Here is a 19,058-nt window from a genome sequence, read left to right on the forward strand (position 1 = left end):
CCGGTGGTGGTGCGTGGGGTTCGGCAGCGGGGCGCGGTTCCGTGCCGGTGGCGACGCGTACGGCTCGACCACGGTGCACGGTTCCGCTCCGGTGGCGGCGCGTACAGCTCGGTCGCGGTGCACGGTTCCGTGCCGGTGGCGGCGCGTGCGGCTCGGCTGCGGTGCGCGGTTCCGTGCGGGTGGGCGGGTGGCTGGTCGCGCCCGCGCGGCGGAGCCGCATGTGCGGCACGGCCCCGCCCCCCGCCGGAGGTCACCCGCGGCTCACCAGCGGTCCGGGGCCGGGGCCGTCAGGCCCTCGATGACGCGCCAGAGGCGGCCCCGGCCGCGGCCCGTGCGGGGTGGGTTCTCGCCCGCCGCCGCGCTCACCAGGTGCTGGGCCGTGTCCAGGTCCACCTCCCCGTCCGGGGGGACGGCGAGCAGTTCGTGGGCGAGGGAGGGGAGTTCGGTGTCCGCGGCCGAGCCCGTCAGGGCCAGGACCGTCGAGCCCGCCCGGCGTACGTCGTGGACGCGTTCCAGCAGGTCCGCGTCCGGGCCCGTCGGCCCCGACACCACCAGCAGCGTCTCGCCCCGGCCCGCCGCCGCCAGCCGGCCCAGGCCCACCGAGAGGTGCGCGGGGTCGTGCGGGCCGACCTGGTGCCGTACGAGCGTGGGGGCCAGGGTCGGCAGCCCCGACCAGGCGGCCTCGTCCATCAGGTGGGCGGCCAGGTGCCAGGGTTCGTAGGTCCGGGTGCCGACCAGGAGCAGGCCCCCGGCGGACGGCGGTGAGACCGAGGCGCGCAGCACCCCGGCGAAGCGTCTCGTCGTGTCCAGCCATTGCGTACCGGCCAGGACTTCCCGCAGCAGTGCGACCCTCACGGCATCCATGCCCGCGATCCTCGCCGCGCGGAGCGGGCCGCGTACGCCGGAGGGCGAGGACTCACCCGGAAGAGCGGACCGGCTGCACGTAGGGTCGGGCCATGACTTCCACTTCACAGACCCCCCAGCCCGAGGCCCCGAAGAAGCCCCTCAAGGACCCGTGGGACCTGCCCGACGTCTCCGGGCTCGTCGTCGGCGTCCTCGGCGGCACCGGCGACCAGGGGCGCGGCCTCGCGTACCGGCTCGCGCGGGCCGGCCAGAAGGTGATCATCGGCTCGCGGGCGGCCGAGCGGGCCGAGGCGGCGGCCGGCGAGCTCGGGCTCGGCGTCGAGGGCGCGGACAACGCCGAGTGCGCGCGCCGCAGCGACGTCGTGATCGTGGCCGTGCCGTGGGACGGGCACGCCAAGACGCTGGAGTCGCTGCGGGGGGAGCTGGCCGGAAAGCTGGTCGTCGACTGCGTGAACCCGCTCGGCTTCGACAAGAAGGGCGCGTACGCGCTGAAGCCCGCGGAGGGCAGTGCCGCCGAGCAGGCCGCCGCCCTGCTGCCGGACTCGCGCGTCACGGCTGCCTTCCACCACCTCTCAGCCGTCCTGCTCCAGGACACCGCGGTCGAGGAGATCGACACCGACGTGATGGTGCTCGGCGAGGCGCGCGCCGACACCGACCTCGTGCAGGCGCTGGCCGCCCGCATCCCGGGCATGCGCGGCGTCTTCGCGGGCCGGCTGCGCAACGCCCACCAGGTCGAGTCGCTGGTGGCCAACCTGATCTCGGTGAACCGCCGCTACAAGGCGCACGCCGGTCTGCGCGTGACCGACGTATAAGGCGATCCGGGCATGGGGGACACTGGACGGGTCGTGTGCGTGCGCGCGCCGTCCGACGGGACGGCGCGCGCCCCGCGATCCGCAGGGCGTCCGACGGTGCGCGTCCCGCGAGCCGTACGCCGTCCGTTCCGACAGGAGTCGTCCCCCATGCCCCGCCTCGCTCTGTACGCCCTGGTCGTCTGCGTCCTCTCAGTCGCCGCCGCCGTGGTCTCCTTCGTCGAGGGCAGCCTGCTCGGGATCGTGTGGATCCTGCTGGCGGGCGTCTCCTCGAACATGGCCTGGTACTACCTGCGCCGGGCCAGGGCCGAGAAGGAAGCCGCCTCCGCCTAGGGCGCCGCGCAGAACGGGACGTCCGCCTGCCAGAACTGGAACAGGTCGCGGCCGCAGTAGGCCTCGGCCTCGCCCACCCCGAGGCCGCCCGTGATGCCGTAGATCACGTCGAAGAAGACCCGGTTGACCTCCGGCACCCACAGCAGGGCGAAGACGAGGAGCAGCCCGAAGGGCGCGTACGGCTCGATCTGCCGCCGCATCCGGTACGAGAGCCAGGGCTCCAGCACGCCGTACCCGTCGAGACCGGGCACCGGCAGGGAGTTCAGCAGCGCCGCCGAGACCTGGAGCAGCGCGAGGAACGCCAGCGCGTACCGGAAGGGCGTCGGGACGCCGTCCAGCGCGCCCAGCCAGAACGGCGCGGTGCACACGACCGCGAAGAGGACGTTGGTGAGCGGGCCCGCCGCCGAGATCAGGCTGTGCTTCCAGCGGCCCTGGATGCGGCCCCGCTCGATGAAGACCGCGCCGCCGGGCAGGCCGATGCCGCCCATGATCACGAAGACCAGCGGCAGCACGATGCTCAGCAGGACGTGCGTGTACTTCAGCGGGTTGAGGGTGAGGTAGCCCTTCGCGCCGATGGTGATGTCACCGCTGTGCAGGGCGGTGCGGGCGTGCGCGTACTCGTGGAGGCAGAGGGAGACGATCCAGGCCGCCGTCACGAAGAGGAACACGGCGAAGCCGGTGGAGGCCGCGAAGCCCGTCCAGACGGCCCAGCCGGCGACCGCCATGACGGCGACGATGCCGAGGAAGACCGGACTGATCCGGCGATCCCTGCGACTGATGGCGGTGGTCATGGGGGCGGCTCCTGGGGTGCGGCGGGCGGTGCGGGGCGGGCGTCGACCGTACCCGCGCACGAGGTGGAACGCCCGGACCCGGCACGGGGGTTCCCGGCGGGAGAGGGCTGTGGACGGTTTGCGTGCGGGTGGGCGAGGGGGCCGGTCGGGCGGCTCCGCGGGGCCCGACGGGGGCCCGGGGAAGCGAAATGGAGTTGCCTCGCGCATTCCGGACACGGAGTATGGCACCTCGTGTCCCGAAAGCTCTCCTCCCTCCTCCCCGATCTCTCCCCTTGGCGCTCGTCGGCCGATTTCCGGCTGCTGTGGGTGCAGGGGATCGTCGCCTTCTTCGGCAGTTCCATGGCCCTGGTCGCCATGCCGCTCCAGATCGCCCACCTCACCGACTCGCCACTGGCCGTCGGCGCGATCGGGGCCGTCGAACTGGTGCCGCTGATCGTCTTCGGCCTGTACGGAGGGGCGCTGGCCGACGCCGTCGACCGCAAGCGGATCATCCTGCTGACCGAGATCGGGCTCGGGGTGCTGGCGGTGGTGCTCCTGGTGAACGCGTTGCTGCCGCGGCCCATGCTCTGGCCGCTGTACGTGGTCGCGGCGGGTGTCGCCGCCCTGTCCGGGCTCCAGCGGCCCGCCCTCGACTCCCTGATGGCCCGTATCGTCCCGCACGACCAGCTCACCGCCGCCGCCGCGCTCAACGCGCTGCGCTGGCAGGTCGGGGCCATCGCGGGCCCGGCGCTCGCGGGCGTCGTCGTCGCGTACGCGGGCACCCCGACCGCGTACTCCGTCACCGTCGTCGGATTCGCCGCCTCGGTGCTGATGTGCCTGCGGCTGTCGCCCGCGCCGGCCACCAAGGACGCCCAGAAGCCGTCCCTGCGCGGCATCGCGGAGGGCGCGCGCTACGCCTGGAGCAAGCCGGTGCTGCTGGGCACGTACGGGATAGACCTGGCGGCGATGTTCCTCGCCTTCCCGACCGCGATCTTCCCCTTCCTCGCGAAGGACCTGGACGCCGAGTGGGCGCTGGGCCTGATGTACGCGGCCATGCCGCTCGGCGCCTGCGTCGTCGGCCTGACCAGCGGCTGGGCCTCCAAGGTGCGGCGGCACGGGCGGATGGTCGTGCTGGGCGCCATGGGCTGGGGCCTGGCGATGGGCGCGGCGGGCCTGACCAGCAACATCTGGCTGGTCCTGCTGTGCATCGCGGTCGCGGGCGGCGGCGACATGATCAGCGGCCTGGGCCGCTCCACCATCTGGAACCAGACCATCCCGGAGGAGCTGCGCGGCCGGCTCGCCGGCATCGAGATCCTCTCGTACAGCTGCGGCCCCCAGCTCGGCCAGGTCCGCGCGGGCGCGGTCGCGAGCTGGACCGGCGTGCGGGGCGCGGTGTGGAGCGGCGGCGCGGCCTGCGTGGTGGCGGTGGGGCTGCTGGCCGCCGTACTGCCCAAGCTCATGTCGTACGACGCGCAGACCGACGAGGACGCGATGCTGCGGCGCGCCCAGCGCGAGGCGGAGGCCGCCGAGGGGGCCGAGGGCGCGCCCGCAGCGGCCTAGGACGGCGGGGTGCGGCTCCGCCGTGCCGGGGGCGGGCGGCGTCGCGGCTCAGCTCTGCGGCGTGCCCGCGGAGCCGCCCTTGTCGTGCCACTTGGGGTCGTTCTCCCACTCCAGGTTCCGTTCGCGGGCGGTCTCCATGGCGTGCTGGGCCTCCGCACGGGAGGCGTAGGGCCCGAAGCGGTCCTTGGAGGGGCACTGGGGGCCCTCCTCGACGGTCTTGTGCTCCAGGCAGTAGAACCACTCGCCGGGCTTGCCGGTCGTACGGCGTTTGAACAGGGCCATGGCCTTGCGCTCCTTGTGCTTCTCGCGTCGTCACGCGTCGTTCGCGCGTTCGCTCTGCCGCCATAGTGCCCCCGTACCCCGAACTACACTCGTCGGCATGTCTGGCCAGTCGCTGCTCGTACCAGGCGAGCTCTCTCCCGTCCGTTCCGTCCCCGGCAACATCCGGCGTCCCGAGTACGTCGGGAAACCCGCCCCGGCCCCGTACACCGGGCCCGAGGTCCAGGACTCCGACACCATCGAGCGCATGCGTGTCGCGGGCCGCATCGCCGCCCGCGCGATGGAGGAGGCCGCCAAGCACATCGCGCCCGGCGTGACCACCGACGAGCTCGACCGGGTCGCGCACGAGTTCATGCTGGACCACGGGGCGTACCCCTCGACCCTCGGCTACCGGGGCTTCCCCAAGTCGCTGTGCAGCTCGGTCAACGAGGTCATCTGCCACGGCATCCCCGACTCGACCGTCCTCAACGACGGCGACATCGTGAACCTCGACGTGACCGCCTACCTCAACGGCGTGCACGGCGACAACAACGCCACCTACTTCTGCGGCGACGTCGACGAGGAGTCGAGGCTGCTGGTGGAGCGCACCCGCGAGTCCCTGAACCGGGCCATCAAGGCGGTCAAGCCGGGCCGTCAGATCAATGTCATCGGCCGGGTCATCGAGTCGTACGCCAAGCGCTTCAACTACGGCGTCGTACGGGACTTCACCGGGCACGGCATCTCGACGTCCTTCCACTCCGGCCTGATCGTGCCGCACTACGACAGCCCGCACGCGACGACGGTCATGCGGCCCGGCATGACGTTCACGATCGAGCCGATGCTCACGCTCGGCACCCACGAGTACGACATGTGGGAGGACGGCTGGACGGTCGTCACCAAGGACCGCAAGCGCACTGCCCAGTTCGAGCACACGCTGGTGGTGACGGAGACCGGGGCGGACATCCTCACGCTGCCGTAGCCGGAGCACAGTGGTTTTTTACCGACAGGTTGTCGGGAAGCGGTTGACTTAGGTAACCCTAAGCAGCGAAGATCGGTGGTGGCGGGCGCCCCTGCTGCCACCACCGCTCCTTCCTCCCGTCCGCTCTGTCCCCGGAGGTCCGCTTTGGACACCCCCTTCTCCACCCAGATCCGTGTCGCCTCGCACGAGCAGCACACGGAGGCGGAGACCTCGACGTTCATGAGCGACCTCCTCGGCGGCAGGCTCGGCGTGGACGCGTACACGCGCTACACCGAGCAGCTCTGGTTCGTCTACAAGGCCCTGGAGGACGCCGCCGGTCCGCTCGGCGACGACCCGGTCGCGGGCCCGTTCATACAGCCCGAGCTGATGCGCGTCGCGGAGCTGGAGCGCGACCTGGCGCACCTGCGCGGCGCGGACTGGCGGGACGGCCTCGTCGCCCTCCCGTCGACGGCGGCGTACGCGGCACGTGTCACCGAGTGCGCGGCGACGTGGCCGGGCGGATACGTCGCCCACCACTACACCCGTTACCTCGGCGACCTCTCGGGCGGCCAGATCATCCGCGACAGGGCGGAGAAGACCTGGGGCTTCGCCCGCAAGGGCGACGGCGTGCGCTTCTACGTCTTCGAGGGCGTCGCCAACCCGGCCGCGTTCAAGCGGAACTACCGGGAGCTGCTGGACGCGGTCCCGGCGGACGAGCTGGAGAAGAAGCGCATCATCGAGGAGTGCAAGAGGGCGTTCGACTTCAACGGGTCGGTCTTCCGCGAGCTGGGCGGCGAATTCCCGCTCAGCGCATAGGCCGTGACGGTACGCCAGTGAGAAGGGCCCGCACCGGGGACGGTGCGGGCCCTTCTCGCGCCGCCGCTACGCGCGGGCGGCGAAGCGGACGCGTCCGCCGAGCTCGATCAGGCCGTCGGGACCGGGGGCGGTGAGGAGCTGCGAGCCCCTGCCCTGCGTGATGTTGAGGGCACGGCCGAGCGCGGCGGTGAGCTGGAGGGCGGCGGCCCCGGTCGCCTCGTCCTCGTCGATGCCGTCGCCCCGGCGCGGGAAGCCCCGGGCCCGCACCCGCCCGGCCGCCTCGTCCTCCCAGGCCCAGGCGTAGAGCCAGCCCTCGCCGGGCGGCGGCGCGGGCAGGGCGTCGACCTCGGCCGCGCTCGCGTACTGCTGAAGAGCGCGGGGCGGGGCCCACTCGGCGCGGGCGGTGATCCAGGTGAACTCGCCGTCCTGGCGCGCGAAGACGTCGCCGACCGGCAGCTCCAGCACCTCGATGTCGAGCAGCCAGGCGACCCCGACGAGGGGGTGCCCGGCGAACGGGAGGCGGCTGGAGGGCGTGCGGATGTCGAGGACGCCGCGCTCGGGGTCGTCGACGAACACGGTCTCGCTGAGGCCGAGTTCACGGGCGAGGGCCTCGCGGGACGCGGGGTCGGGGTGGCTGCGGGGGGCGTCCCGGACGACACCGAGGGCGTTGCCGTGGGCGCCGGTGGGGCTGCAGAAGACGTGGAGGAGGTCGAGGGTGTTCACGGGGGTATTTTGCCGGGGGGAGGGCGGGCCGCCGGGGGCACGGTACGGGGCCGGGCGCCGGCGCCCGACGCCGGGGCGGGTCTCTCCCCCGCCCGCTCCTCCCCGTGACCCTGCGGGGCCTGGCGGGCGGTTGCGTGCGGGTGCGTTGCGGCTGGTCGCGCCCGCGCGGCGGAGCCGCACCTCGACACAGCCCCGCGCCCCGGAAAGGGGCGCGGGGAACGGCGCGAGCAACCCGTCACGAGCCGCGCGGCCGAGCGCTTCAGGTGGAGGGGCGGGACCGGGGCAGCGCCGCGGGCGTCCCCCGCGCCGGGTGCGGCGCACGACGGGGCCGGGGACGCCCGCCGGGGCTCCGGTCAGGCCCGGCGGCCGGCCCGGCGGCGGGCCGCGTAGACGACTCCGCCCCCGGCCACCGCCAACGCCCCCGCCGCCCCGAGCAGCGCCGCCGTCGGCGTCGACGCCCCGGTCGCGGCCAGGTTGCCCGCCGCGGCCGGGCCCGTACCGCCGCCGACCGAGCCGCCCGTCACACCCTCCGCGGCGCCCGCACCGCCCACGGTGCCACCGCCGCCCACGGTCCCGGCGCCGCCGGCCGTCGCGGCGTCACCACCGGAGGTGCCGGTGGTGCCGGCGCCGCCCGCCGTGCCGGCGCCGCCCGCCGTGCCCGTGCCGCCCCCCGTCGTCGTGCCCGGCCCGGGCAGTTGCGCGCCCTTGTCGACCGAGACGGCGACCGTCAGCGGAGCCAACTGCTCGCCCGCCGGGTACATCCCGCCGAACGCCTTGGAGCCGTCCGCCGTCAGCCTGGCCGGGACTTCGGTGAGCTTGACGACGCCGTCGACGACGTCGAGCCCGCCCTTCGGCGTCAGCTCGGCGATGGTCAGGGCCTTGTACTCGACGGCCTTGCCGGGCTTGTCGTCGGCGGCGCGCTCCTTGGTCGCGACATCGGCGACCAGCCCCGCCCTGCCGCCCTTCATCTCGACCTTGAACGCGGAGAAGCTGAGGTCGAGGGCGTGGACGCCGTTCGTCTCGTGGCCCAGGAAGCGGATCCTGCCGTCGAAGGCGGCGGAGAGGTTCTGCTTCTCGGCGTCGAAGGCTCCCCTGCCCTTCGGGAAGCGGAAGCCGCTGCCGGCCTTGGCCGCGCCGCCGGACAGTTCGGCCCTGCCGTGCGCGATGGGCCCGGTGACGTACTTCAGGAAGCGGTCGTGGACGCCCCAGTCGAGGTTGCCGTCCACGATGGCGCCCTTGGCGTCCTCGACCGGCGGCTTCGGATCGGGCTCGGGGTCCGGCTTCGGGTCGGGGTTGGGCTTGGGGTCGGGATTTGGCTTCGGGTCGGGATTCGGCTTCGGGTCGGGGTCCGGCTTGGGGTCCGGCTTGGGGTCCGGCTTCGGCTCCCCCGTCGGCACCGTCAGCGTCGCCGCGTCGAAGGCCAGCTTCGGGTCGTACATCTTGTTGAAGGCCGCGCTGCCCGCCTCCGTCAGCGCGGTCGGCATGTCCTTGAAGACCATCGCGTCCTTGCCGGCGCCGGGCTTGACCATCGTCAGCGTGACCAGCTCGACGTCGTCGCTCAGGACCGGCTTGCCGTCCGGACCGGCCGACTTCACGTCGGCGGAGATCGTGCCGCCGGTGCGGGTCGTCCTGACCTTGAGGTCGGACAGCGTCAGGTCCAGCTTGCCGCCGTGCCCGGTGAAGCGGACCGCGCCGTCGAGCGCGGTGGTGCTGGCGTGCGTGACGGTGTCGTACGCCGTCCTGCCGCCCCCGAAGGTGAACGCCCCGTTGCCCGCGGCCTGCTTGACGCCGCCGGACAGCTCGACCTTGCCCTGTGCGATGGGCCCGGTGACGTACGTACGGAACTTGGTGAACACGCCCCAGTCCAGGGTCGCGCCCACGATCGGGCCCGCTGCCCCGCCGTCCGCGGGGGCGTCGGCCGCGACGGCCGGGAGGGTGAAGGCGGTGGCGCCGACGGCGGCGGCCGTCGCGACGGCTGCGGCCAGGGTGATACGGCGGCGGGTTGCTGCCATGGTCGGGGAACTCCTGTCGGAAGTACGGCGAACAAAAAAAGGGGGGTGACACGTGCGGGGGAGGGGGCGGTCCCGCGCCGCCCCTCCCTCGCGGGCAGCGGCACGGACGTGTCGGAAGCGGCAGTCGGGTGCGGGTGTCAGCTCTTCGCGCCGCCGCTCCCCCGCCTGCGGACCACGAACGCCGCGGCCCCGGCGAGCACCACGAGCACCGCGCCCGCGGCGAGGTACGTCACGGTGCCGGCGGAGGAGTCGGAGGCCGCGGCGGTCTTCGCCGTCCCCGGCTCCGCGGCGGTCTTCCTGCCCACGGCCGGTGCGGGCGTGGGGGTCGCGGGGGTCGTGGTGTCGGAGCCGAGGTCGGGCAGCGCGGGCAGCTTCGCCCTGTCGTCGACGGCGACGGCGAGGGAGACCGGGTCCATGCCGGTGCCCGCCCGGTACATCGAGCCGAACGCCTTCGCGCCGTCCTCGGTCAGGGTGGCCGGGGCCTCGGCGAGGCTGACCAAACCGTCCTCGGCGTCCAGCGACCCGGCCTCGAAGGTGACCAGCGGCACGGCGGCCGTCCGTACGTCCTTCTTCGTCGCGGGGTCCCTGCTCGTGACGTCCGCGACCAGGGTGCCCTTGCCGTCGGCGACCTTCACGCCCACGTTCGACAGGGTCAGGTCCAGGTGCGCGCCCGCGAAGCGGACGCTGCCGGCGAAGTGCGCGTCCAATGACTTCCTGCCGCTGTCGTACGCGCCCTTGCCCCGCGGGAAGCGGAACAGCGCCCCGCCGTCCAGCGCGCCGCCCGCGAGCTCCCACTTCCCCCGGGAGACCGGGCCGGTGACGTACTCGCGGAAGGTGCGCCGCACGCCCCAGTCGACGGCCGCGTCCTCGATGCCGCCGGCCGGCTTCCCGGCGTCCTGGTCCTGCTGCGCGGGCTCCTCGCCGCCGGGCGCCTCGGACTTCCGCGCGTCCGGCTGCTTCTCCGGTGCCTTCGCGCCCGCCGGGACGCCCGCCGCCACGTCCGCCGACAGGCTGACCGGGTCGAGCCGGGTGCCCGCCGTGTAGTACCCGGCGAAGGCGGACGCGCCCTGCGAAGTCAGCGTCGCGGGCACGTTGCTGAGGGCGACCGGACTGCCGCCGCCCTTCATGTCGATGCCGCCGACGGCCAGTGAGGCCAGCGGGATCTGAGCGGCGCGGGTCACCCTGCCGGTGCCCTTGGACCTGCTCGTCACGTCGGCGAACAGGGTCCCCGTACCGCCGGAGACACGGACGGTGGGCCGGCTGATCACGAGGTCCAGCTCGAACGAACCGTCCGGCTTCCGGTGGCCGGTGAAGCGGACCCCGCCCGAGAAGGCGGAGTTGAGGGCTCCGCTCTGCGGGTCGTACGAGCCGTTGGCCGAGTGGAAGCGGAACTGGCTGCCGCCGACGGTCGCGGCGCCGCCCAGGAGGGTGAAGCCGCCCTTGGCGATGGGCCCGGTGACGTAACTCTGGAAGGAGGACTTGATCCCCCAGTCGAGCCTGCCGCCCTGGACGGTGCGCGGTGCCGCCTGGGCGGCCGAGGCCGGGAGCAGGGCTCCCAGCACTGCCGCGATGAGCGCGACGGCAGACGCGCGGGCCGGTCTGGACGGCAGCATGGGAGTCCCTCCGAGGTCTGGCAAGCAAGGTAAGGCTAACCTAAGCTACACCTGACCCGTCCGGAACCCTTCGGCCCCTCGCGCCAGGACCGGACACGCAGAACTCCCCCGCCACACCGGCCACTACGGCCGCCCGGAAACGAACAGGACGGTGCGCTCCGTGCGAACGCCAGCCGTGCCCCAGCACCCCTCACGGTCCCCGCGCCCGTCCCGGCCCGCGCGCCCCTCCCGGCTGGCGGGCGCGCTGGTCTCCGTGCTCGTCCTCGCCGTCGCCGCCACGGGCTGCGGCGGTACGCCGACCGGTGCGACGCCCTCCGGGAGCACCGCGCGGACCGAGGCCCAGCACGCCCCCGACCGCGTCGAGCCGTTGGCCGCCACGCCGAAGCCGGTCCTTCCGGTGTCCGTGCCCTCGGCCGACGGCAAGGAGGTGGAGGTCACGTCGACCGACCGCATCGTCCCGCTCACCGGCGGCCTCAGTGAGATCGTCTTCACCCTCGGGCTCGGCGGGAACGTCGTCGCCCGCGACATCACGGCCACCTTCGAGCAGGCGAAGGGCCTCCCGGTGGTGACACGCGCCCACGACGTGTCGGCGGAGAGCGTGCTGTCCCTCCGGCCGACCGTCGTCCTCGCCGACACCACCACGGGACCGGTCGAGGCCGTCGACCAGATCCGCGACGCGGGCATCCCGCTGGTCGTCGTGGCCCCGGCCAAGCAACTCGCCGACGTCGGCAGGCGCATCGACGCGGTGGCCTCGGCCCTGGGCGTGCGGCCCGCGGGCGAGGAGCTGAAGCAGCGCACCCAGGCGCGGATCGCGGCCGTCCAGAAGGACATCCCCGCACCCCCGGGCGGCCGGAAGCCCCGGGTGAGCTTCCTCTACCTGCGCGGCTCGGCCTCGGTCTATCTGCTGGGCGGCCGGGACTCCGGGGCGAGTTCGCTGCTGGAGGCGGCGGGCGCGGTCGACGCGGGCAAGGACTCCGGGCTGGCCAAGGACTTCACCGCGATCACCAGCGAGGCGCTGGTCAAGGCGGCGCCCGACGCCATCCTGGTCATGACCAAGGGCCTCGAATCGGTCAACGGCGTCGACGGCCTGCTCAAGGTCCCGGGCGTCGCCGAGACCCCGGCGGGCCTGGACCGCCGCGTCGTCTCGGTCCCGGACGGCGTGCTGCTCAACTACGGCCCCCGCACGGACCAGGTCCTGGCCTCCCTGATCGCCCAGCTCCACCCCAAGGACAAGTGACCCGGTGACCGCGACCCCCGAGGCACCCGAAGCACCCGAAGCACCCGAAGCACCCGAAGCACCCAAGACCTCCGTAACCCCCCAGGGCCCTGAAGCCCCCAGCACCCCTTCAGCCCCACAACCCACCCCCGCACCACAGGAGTCGGAGGCCCCCGCGCCGACCCCCGCACCTCCCCCCGCGCGCGGCCGCCGCGGCACCACCGCCACGCTCGCCCTCGGCCTGGCCGCCACCCTGCTCGTGCTGGCCCTGGTCTCGGCCGGGCTCGGGACGTACCACATCTCGCCCGGCGACGTGCTGGCCTCCGTGCAGCACCGGATCGGGCTCGGCGGCGCGCCGCTGGACCGGGTCGGCGAGAGCGTGCTGTGGAACATCCGGCTGCCCCGGGTCGCCCTCGCCCTCCTGGTCGGCGGCTCGCTCGGCTGCGCGGGCGCGCTCATGCAGGGCGTGTTCGGCAACCCCCTCGCCGAGCCCGGCGTCATCGGGATCTCCGCCGGTGCGGCGGTCGGCGCGGTGGCGTCCATCGCGCTGGGGCTGAGCTTCCTCGGCAACTGGACGGTGACGTTCTGCGCGTTCGTCGCCGGCCTGGTCACCGTGCTGCTCGTGTACGTCCTGTCCCGTTCCGGCGGCCGCACCGAAGTGGTCACGCTGATCCTCACCGGCATCGCGGTGAACGCCTTCGCGGGAGCGCTGATCGGCCTGGCGATCTTCTTCGCGGACAACGCGCAGATCACCCAGATCACCTTCTGGCAGCTCGGCTCCCTCGCCGGGGCGACCTGGCCGAAGGTCCTCGCGGTCCTGCCGTGCGCGCTGCTCGGCCTGCTCGTCGCCCCCTGCTACGCCCGCAGGCTGGACCTCCTCGCCCTGGGCGAGCGCCCGGCCCGCCACCTCGGTGTGGACGTCGAGAGGATGCGGATGGCCCTGGTGCTGGTCGTGGCCCTGCTGACGGCCGCAGCGGTGGCCGTCGCGGGCATCATCACCTTCGTCGGCCTCCTCGTTCCGCACCTGCTGCGGATGGCCAACGGTCCGGGCCACCGCTTCCTGGTCCCCGGCAGCGCGCTGGGCGGCGCGATCGTCCTGCTCGCGGGCGACCTCGCGGCCCGTACCGTCGCCGACCCCGCCGAACTCCCGCTCGGCGTCCTCACCGCCCTGCTCGGCAGCCCGTTCTTCTTCTGGCTGCTGCGCCGGACCCGTCGCAAGCAAGGTGGTTGGGCATGAGCGCCCTCGCCACGCTGTTCTCCCCGCGCCGCACCCGCGCGCTCCCCGCCCCCCTCGCCCCCGGGACCGCCGCCGTCGAGGTCCGCGGCCTGCACGTCCGGCTCGGGCGGCACGAGGTGCTGTCCGGCATCAACCTGACCGTCCGGGCCGGTGAGGTGCTCGCCCTCGTCGGCCCGAACGGGGCGGGCAAGTCGACCCTGCTGGCCGCCGTCGCCGCCGACCTGGCCGCGACGCGGGGGACGGTGCGCGTCGACGGCCGCCCCGTGGGCGAGTGGACCGCCGCCGAACTGGCCCTGCGCCGCTCGGTGCTCCCGCAGTCCGCCGCGCTGTCCTTCCCCTTCCCCGTCGAGGACGTCGTACGGATGGGCCGCGCGCCCTGGGCCGGCACCCCGCACGAGGACGAGGACGAACGCGCGGTGGCCGAGGCGATGGCCGCCACCGAGGTCGCCGCGTTCGGGCCGCGCCCCTTCGGCGCGCTGTCCGGCGGCGAGCGGGCCCGGGTGGCGCTGGCCCGGGTGCTGGCCCAGCGGGCGCCCGTGCTCCTGCTCGACGAGCCGACAGCCGCCCTGGACCTGCGCCACCAGGAGCTGGTGCTGCGGATCTGCCGGGAGCGGGCGGCGGCCGGGGACGCGGTCGTCGTTGTCCTGCACGACCTGGGGCTCGCGGCGGCGTACGCGGACCGGGCGGCCGTGCTGCACGGCGGCCGGATCGCCGCCTGCGGCCCGCCCGCCGAGGTGTTCGGCGAGGAGCTGCTCTCCCGGGTCTACCGGCAGCCGGTCGAGGTGCTGCCGCACCCGCGCACGGGCGCTCCGCTGGTGGTTCCCAAGAGGCCGTCGCCGCACGGCGGTTGAGCCGCCCGGGACCGCGCCCCCGCCGCCGTGGCCGGTCCCGGCGACCGCGCCGTCCGCCGCCCCGATAGGGTTCCGCTCGTCAACGGGATCGACGGCGGCGCGGGTGTCGCGGGGGGCAACGGATGAGGACGCACACGCGCGGGCTGCGACGCCGCACGGCGATGCTGGCGACGGCGGCCGCCCTGGCGCTGACGGCGAGCGGGTGCGTGACGGTGCACGGCGAGCTGGAGGTCGTACCGGCCGCGACGAAGACCGAGGCGGGCCGCGCGCTGCGGGACTTCACGGACGCCTACAACAAGGCGGACAAGGCGTACGACCCGGCTCTCGTCGCGGGCCGGATGACGGGCGCGCTGGCCGCGATCAACCAGGGCGGCCTGAAGGCCCGTCAGAAGCAGAGCCCCGGCGGCAACTCCCGCCACACACCGCTGGAGTTGCGGGACGCGCGCTTCCTGATTCCGAAGAAGGCGGGCTGGCCGCGCTGGTTCGCGGTCGACGCCGACAGCAACCGGGACGCCGACGACGGCGGCGCGGCCGACTCGCGCTGGCTGCTGGTGTTCGTGCGCGGCGGGGCCGACCAACTCTGGGAAGCGTCCCACCTGTTGACGCTCCGCAAGGCGGACGTTCCCGATTTCGCCGTCGACGGGGAGGGGTTCGTGCGGCCCGCCGCCGACGGCGGCTCCTCGCTCGCGGTGGCGCCGCGCAGACTGAGCGCCGACTACGCCTCGTACCTCCAGAACAGGGGCAGGCCCCCGGTGTTCGCCCCCGGGCCGGACACCACGCAGTGGCTGGCGCAGCGCACCCGGGCCGCGCAGCGGGTGGGGCGGACGATGCAGTACCTCGACCAGGAGCTGACGGGGGACGCGTTCGCGCCGGTGGGGCTGGTGACGAAGGACGGCGGCGCGTTCGTGTTCTTCGCCTCGCGGCACTTCGAGAAGCAGACGGCGGCGCCGGGCGTGCCGCTGCTGGACATCAATCCCGACGTACGGGCGCTGATGACCGGCACGCCGAAGACCTCCCTGGTGAAGGAGCGGGTCTCCAGCCAGGTCGCGCTGGTGCCGAAGAAGGGCGCGGGAACGGTGCGGGTGGCGGCCCGGGTGCAGGGCCTCGTGGTGGCGACGGGGTCGTGACGCCGGCCGGGCCCGGCGGGGCCTCCCCGCCGCGCGGGCGCCGGTCCGCCGGGGCTCAGCGGCCGATCGGCCAGGCCACCGCGTGCGGGTCGGTGTCCGCGCCCGCCTCGCCGGCCGCCGCGGCGTACCGGGCGCAGGCGTCGGTGAGGGTCTCCAGCAGGGTCAGCGGGTCGGGCAGGCCGTGCTCCGGACCGCGCACCCAGTGCACGTCCAGCCCACCGGGCAGCTTCGCGGGCGGCACGAGGACGTAGCTGCCCCGGCAGTGCCAGCGCAGGCCCGGATGCTCGTCCATGGTCTCGGGGTGACAGTCCAGCTCGCAGGGCCACCACTCGTCCTCGTCCTCGGGGGTGCCCCGGGTCGCGGTGAAGAACAGCATGCGCGCGTCGGCGCCGCTGCCGCCCTCGCCGAAGACGGCGACCGGGCCGACCTCGATCCCCGCTTCGACCAGGCGCTCCAGGGCCTGGGCCCCCGCGTCCAGCGGCACGTCCAGGACGTCGTGGACCATGCCGGTCGCGGTGATGAAGTTGGCCTGCGGCTGGGCGGCGGCCCAGCGCTCGACCTGGGCGCGGTCGGTGGTCGACTGCGTCTGCCAGGCGAAGGAGACGGGGTGGCGGGCGGGCGTCGGACAGCCGACCCGCTCGCAGGAGCACCGGTACCCGTTCGGATACGCGGCCGGGGCGAGCGGCAGTCCGGCCCCCGCGGCGGCGCGCAGCAGCTCGACGCGCTCGGCGGCGGCGTCCGGGACCCCGCCCGACCTGCCCTGGGCGCGGCGGCGCAGCCACTGGGCGATCCGGCCGCCCGCTCCGGCCCTGGCTCCGGCGCCGCCGCCTCGACCGCCGTCGGCACCGCTGTTGAACTCCGCGCCCATCTGGCTCCTCACCCTCACGCCTCGGCCTCCGGGGACCCCACCATGCTCGCACCATCCTGCGCCCCGGGGGGCGGGTGTCCGCATCCGGGGTCGCCGGGGCGGCCGCCGGGCGGGCTTCCGGCGGGGCTCCGGCGGGACCTCAGCGGGGCGCCAGGCCGTTCAGGGCGTAGTCGACGAGCCGGTCGGCGTACGCGTGCGTCAGGGGTCCCGTCCGCATCAGCCACCGCCCCGACAGGGGTCCGGTGAACATCTCCACGGCGGTCTCCAGGTCCAGGTCGGCCCGCACTTCGCCGCGCTCGCGGGAGGCGGCGAGCCGGTCCGCGTACAGCTTCAGCGAGGGCCGCAGCAGCCGCTCCACGTACTGCGCGCACAGCTCGGCGTCCACCACCCCCTCCGCGGTGAGGGCGCGGGTGGGGACGTCGTACGTGGGGTCGACGAGTTCGTCCACGGTCGCGCGCAGGACGAGACGGAGGTCGGCGGCGAGGTCGCCGGTGTCGGGGATGGCGGCCCCGACCTCGCCGACGGCGGCGGCCGCCTGGTCGGCGAGGTCGGAGTAGGCGTCGAGCAGGACGGCCGCCCTGGACGGCCACCACCGGTAGATGGTCTGCTTGCCGACGCCGGCCCGGGCGGCGATGCCCTCGATGGTGGTCTTCTGGTACCCGACCTCGCCCACGAGCGCGAGGGCCGCCTCGAAGATCGCCCGCCGGGACCGCTCGCTGCGCCGCGACGCGTCGGGGCTCTTGTTGTCTGCCATGCCCCCAACCTATCCCGCCCGAGACGATACGCACCGTCTCCGGCGGCCGTGAGCACACGCGCGACCCCACCCGCACCGCCGCTCACCCACGAGCACAGCCGCATCATCACGCCCGTCTCCCCGCCCGCGCCGCACCGTCCGGCGGGCGCCGCAATGCCCCCTCTCCACCCCCCGCGAACCACCCTTTCGATGCACAGCGCGAGCGGCCCGCCAGGCCGCACCATGGGCAGCGGAAGCACCCACCGGCCCCGCAACCCCCGCGAAGGAGCCCTCATTGACCCCACACGCCCGTGACGCGGCGCCCCGCCGCTACCTGATGTGCCCTCCGGAGCACTTCAGGGTCACGTACTCCATCAACCCCTGGATGGACCCCGCCAAGCCCGTCGAACTCCCCCTGGCCGTGGCCCAGTGGGAGGACCTCCGCGACCGCTACCTCGCGCTCGGCCACACCGTCGAGCTGCTCGACCCCCGCCCCGGCCTGCCCGACATGGTCTTCGCCGCCAACGGCGCGACCGTGGTCGACGGCCGCGTGCTGGGCGCCCGGTTCGCCTACGCCGAGCGCACCCCGGAGGCCGAGGCGCACCGGGAGTGGTTCGCCGCCCACGGCTTCCCCGAGATCCACGAGCCGGAACACGTCAACGAGGGCGAGGGCGACTTCGCCGTCACGTCCTCCTGGATCCTCGCCGGGCGCGGCTTCCGCTCCACCTCCGCCGCCCACGACGAGGCGCAGGAGTTCTTCGGCCGTCCCGTCGTCGGCCTGGACCTGGTCGACCCCCGCTACTACCACCTCGACACCGCCCTGGCCGTCCTGGACGACCGCACGGACGAGGTCATGTACTACCCCGGCGCCTTCTCCCCCGGCAGCCGGGCCGTTCTGGCCCGCCTCTTCCCCGACGCGCTGATCGCGCGGGAACCGGACGCGGCGGCCCTCGGCCTCAACGCGGTCAGCGACGGCCGGCACGTCCTGCTGCCCCAGGCGGCACAGGGCCTGTTCGAACCGCTGCGCGCCCGCGGCTTCGACCCCGTCGGCATGGACCTCGGCGAACTCCTCAAGGGCGGCGGCAGCGTGAAGTGCTGCACCCAGGAGCTGCGACCGCGGACCTAGTCCGAGTCCGGCCGGGGCGGCCACGCGTCGCCCCAGTCGGCGTCCCGTGCCGCCCGGTACAGCTCCCCGTGGCGCTTCTTCGACACGTTCTCCCGCACCAGCCCGAGCCGCCCGGACTCCTCCTCGCCCCGGCACAGCTCCAGCATCACGAGCCCCTTGCGGATCTGCGGCCTGCGCACGATCCGGGCCTCCGCCGCGGCCGCGTCCACCGCTTCCGGCCGCACGGCCGCCACGTACGCGAACTTCTCGTCCTCGTACGCCAGGGTGCCGCCCTTCACCTTCCGGTGCAGCGAGGAGCGGCTGACCCGGGCGGAGAAGTGGCACCAGTTCGACGCGTCGTCCGCGACCGGGCAGCGGCCGCTGTCCGGGCAGGGCGCGGCGATCCGCAGCCCCGCCGCGACCAGCCGCTCCCGGGCGGCGAGGACGCGCCGGTAGCCGTCCGGCGTGCCGGGCTCCACCAGCACGACGGCTCCCCGCGCGGCCCGCGCCACCTGGTCGACGAGGGTGTCCCGGTCGGCCCCGGTCAGCTCCTTCAGCACGTACGACACCGTGATGAGATCAGTGCTCTCGACGGTGAGCGCCGCTCCGATACGAGAGCGCTGCCACCGCGTGGCCTTCAGCGCGGGCACCCCCGAGGCCTCCGCGAGTTCCCGGCCCAGCGCCAGCGCGGGCTCCGCCCAGTCGAGCACGGTGCTCGACTGCGTCCCCCATGCCTCGCTGACCGCCCAGCTCGCCGCGCCCGTCCCGCCGCCCACGTCCAGGTGCGTGCCCGGCGTCCACCCCGGGGCGGCCGCCCGCAGCGCGCCGAGCGCGGACCGCACGGCCTCGAACGTGGCGGGCATCCGGTACGCCGCGTAGGCGGCCACGTCGGAGCGGTCCCGCAGCACGGGCGCGTCGGTCGGGGTGGTCCCCCGGTAGTTCGCGATCAGGCGGTCCACCGCCTGGGTCGCCTGCCGGGGCGGCAGCCCGTCGAGCAGCCCGGCCAGCGCGGACCGGAGGACTTCCGGGAGGGAGAGGGTGTCGTTCACCGGAAAAGTGTAGGGGCCAAAAAGGGACGCGGCGGGACGTGAGGGAACTGCTGCGCATCCAGGGGCCGTTGCATACGCTGACAGCCGTTGGCCGTTTCTGGGGTTCTTCAGAGCCGTGTGCCGGTTCGTGCGTACGGGCGTGAGCGCCCGCGCCCG

19 protein-coding genes are annotated in these 19,058 nt (G+C 74.4%); 10 read left to right on the forward strand and 9 right to left on the reverse strand.

Annotation, left to right across the window (positions count from 1 at the left end; translation table 11 throughout):
* Positions 1 to 261: 261 nt before the first annotated feature.
* Complete coding sequence (locus ACZ56L_RS19025) at positions 262 to 864, reverse strand: hypothetical protein (protein ID WP_345223472.1); 603 nt, start codon at positions 862 to 864, stop codon at positions 262 to 264.
* 92 nt (positions 865 to 956) lie between these two features.
* Here ACZ56L_RS19025 and npdG point away from each other — a divergent pair, with 92 nt between their 5' ends.
* Together npdG and ACZ56L_RS19035 are read left to right on the forward strand one after the other, a co-directional pair.
* Complete coding sequence (npdG, locus tag ACZ56L_RS19030) at positions 957 to 1,676, forward strand: NADPH-dependent F420 reductase (RefSeq protein WP_468688500.1); 720 nt, start codon at positions 957 to 959, stop codon at positions 1,674 to 1,676.
* A gap of 147 nt (positions 1,677 to 1,823) precedes the next feature.
* Entirely contained in the window at positions 1,824 to 2,006 is a 183-nt protein-coding gene (locus ACZ56L_RS19035) for a hypothetical protein (protein ID WP_471065116.1), read from the forward strand.
* On the opposite strand, the gene ACZ56L_RS19040 is transcribed toward ACZ56L_RS19035, so the two are convergent.
* Positions 2,003 to 2,797 (reverse strand): site-2 protease family protein, encoded by a 795-nt coding sequence (locus ACZ56L_RS19040; RefSeq protein WP_345223467.1) that lies wholly within the window; start codon positions 2,795 to 2,797, stop codon positions 2,003 to 2,005. The genes ACZ56L_RS19035 and ACZ56L_RS19040 overlap by 4 nt on opposite strands.
* A 231-nt stretch (positions 2,798 to 3,028) precedes the next feature.
* Between ACZ56L_RS19040 and ACZ56L_RS19045 the strand changes: the two genes are divergently transcribed.
* Complete coding sequence (locus ACZ56L_RS19045) at positions 3,029 to 4,336, forward strand: MFS transporter (RefSeq protein WP_401757382.1); 1,308 nt, start codon at positions 3,029 to 3,031, stop codon at positions 4,334 to 4,336.
* A 48-nt stretch (positions 4,337 to 4,384) separates the two neighbouring features.
* Here ACZ56L_RS19045 and ACZ56L_RS19050 read toward each other — a convergent pair whose 3' ends face one another.
* Positions 4,385 to 4,618 carry a hypothetical protein gene (locus ACZ56L_RS19050; protein WP_345223464.1) on the reverse strand — a complete coding sequence of 78 codons (234 nt, stop codon included), beginning with the start codon at positions 4,616 to 4,618 and terminating at the stop codon, positions 4,385 to 4,387.
* 97 nt (positions 4,619 to 4,715) lie between these two features.
* On the opposite strand from ACZ56L_RS19050, the gene map reads away from it, so the two are divergent.
* A complete protein-coding gene (map, locus tag ACZ56L_RS19055; protein ID WP_345223462.1) occupies positions 4,716 to 5,573 on the forward strand; it encodes a type I methionyl aminopeptidase in 858 nt (285 codons plus the stop codon).
* A gap of 144 nt (positions 5,574 to 5,717) precedes the next feature.
* The gene (locus ACZ56L_RS19060) at positions 5,718 to 6,368 is read left to right on the forward strand and encodes a biliverdin-producing heme oxygenase (protein ID WP_468688490.1); all 651 of its coding nucleotides are present in this window, start codon (positions 5,718 to 5,720) and stop codon (positions 6,366 to 6,368) included.
* A gap of 66 nt (positions 6,369 to 6,434) precedes the next feature.
* Here the strand turns inward: ACZ56L_RS19060 and ACZ56L_RS19065 are convergent, their stop codons facing one another.
* From ACZ56L_RS19065 to ACZ56L_RS19075, 3 genes are all read right to left on the reverse strand, one after another.
* On the reverse strand, positions 6,435 to 7,091 hold the full coding sequence (locus tag ACZ56L_RS19065; protein WP_471065120.1) for a PhzF family phenazine biosynthesis protein: 657 nt from the start codon (positions 7,089 to 7,091) through the stop codon (positions 6,435 to 6,437).
* A gap of 353 nt (positions 7,092 to 7,444) precedes the next feature.
* Positions 7,445 to 9,103, reverse strand: a complete 1,659-nt coding sequence (locus ACZ56L_RS19070; protein WP_468688484.1) for an HtaA domain-containing protein — start codon at positions 9,101 to 9,103, stop codon at positions 7,445 to 7,447.
* Between the two features lie 137 nt (positions 9,104 to 9,240).
* Positions 9,241 to 10,716, reverse strand: a complete 1,476-nt coding sequence (locus ACZ56L_RS19075; protein WP_401757376.1) for an HtaA domain-containing protein — start codon at positions 10,714 to 10,716, stop codon at positions 9,241 to 9,243.
* A gap of 160 nt (positions 10,717 to 10,876) precedes the next feature.
* Between ACZ56L_RS19075 and ACZ56L_RS19080 the strand changes: the two genes are divergently transcribed.
* The 4 genes from ACZ56L_RS19080 to ACZ56L_RS19095 all read left to right on the forward strand — a co-directional run bounded on the left by ACZ56L_RS19080 (position 10,877) and on the right by ACZ56L_RS19095 (position 15,147).
* Complete coding sequence (locus tag ACZ56L_RS19080) at positions 10,877 to 11,953, forward strand: heme/hemin ABC transporter substrate-binding protein (RefSeq protein WP_380836991.1); 1,077 nt, start codon at positions 10,877 to 10,879, stop codon at positions 11,951 to 11,953.
* A gap of 4 nt (positions 11,954 to 11,957) precedes the next feature.
* Entirely contained in the window at positions 11,958 to 13,169 is a 1,212-nt protein-coding gene (locus ACZ56L_RS19085) for a FecCD family ABC transporter permease (protein ID WP_471065123.1), read from the forward strand.
* Positions 13,166 to 14,020 carry a heme ABC transporter ATP-binding protein gene (locus tag ACZ56L_RS19090; protein WP_471065125.1) on the forward strand — a complete coding sequence of 285 codons (855 nt, stop codon included), beginning with the start codon at positions 13,166 to 13,168 and terminating at the stop codon, positions 14,018 to 14,020. The genes ACZ56L_RS19085 and ACZ56L_RS19090 overlap by 4 nt, the downstream gene beginning before the upstream one ends.
* Before the next feature lie 122 nt (positions 14,021 to 14,142).
* Positions 14,143 to 15,147: an SCO2278 family lipoprotein gene (locus tag ACZ56L_RS19095; RefSeq protein ID WP_471065127.1), complete on the forward strand. Its 1,005-nt coding sequence runs from the start codon at positions 14,143 to 14,145 to the stop codon at positions 15,145 to 15,147.
* Between the two features lie 55 nt (positions 15,148 to 15,202).
* Here the strand turns inward: ACZ56L_RS19095 and ACZ56L_RS19100 are convergent, their stop codons facing one another.
* Both ACZ56L_RS19100 and ACZ56L_RS19105 read right to left on the reverse strand, forming a co-directional pair.
* Positions 15,203 to 16,015 carry a bifunctional DNA primase/polymerase gene (locus tag ACZ56L_RS19100; RefSeq protein WP_380837082.1) on the reverse strand — a complete coding sequence of 271 codons (813 nt, stop codon included), beginning with the start codon at positions 16,013 to 16,015 and terminating at the stop codon, positions 15,203 to 15,205.
* Positions 16,016 to 16,154: 139 nt separating this feature from the next.
* Positions 16,155 to 16,769: a TetR/AcrR family transcriptional regulator gene (locus ACZ56L_RS19105; RefSeq protein WP_345223446.1), complete on the reverse strand. Its 615-nt coding sequence runs from the start codon at positions 16,767 to 16,769 to the stop codon at positions 16,155 to 16,157.
* Positions 16,770 to 17,043: 274 nt separating this feature from the next.
* On the opposite strand from ACZ56L_RS19105, the gene ddaH reads away from it, so the two are divergent.
* Entirely contained in the window at positions 17,044 to 17,874 is an 831-nt protein-coding gene (gene ddaH / locus ACZ56L_RS19110; RefSeq protein WP_345223444.1) for a dimethylargininase, read from the forward strand.
* On the opposite strand, the gene ACZ56L_RS19115 is transcribed toward ddaH, so the two are convergent.
* Complete coding sequence (locus ACZ56L_RS19115; RefSeq protein ID WP_468688475.1) at positions 17,871 to 18,902, reverse strand: small ribosomal subunit Rsm22 family protein; 1,032 nt, start codon at positions 18,900 to 18,902, stop codon at positions 17,871 to 17,873. The two genes, ddaH and ACZ56L_RS19115, sit on opposite strands and share 4 nt — an antisense overlap.
* Between the last annotated feature and the right edge of the window lie 156 nt (positions 18,903 to 19,058).

The sequence above is a fragment of the Streptomyces sp. NPDC039736 genome, from assembly GCF_055596485.1.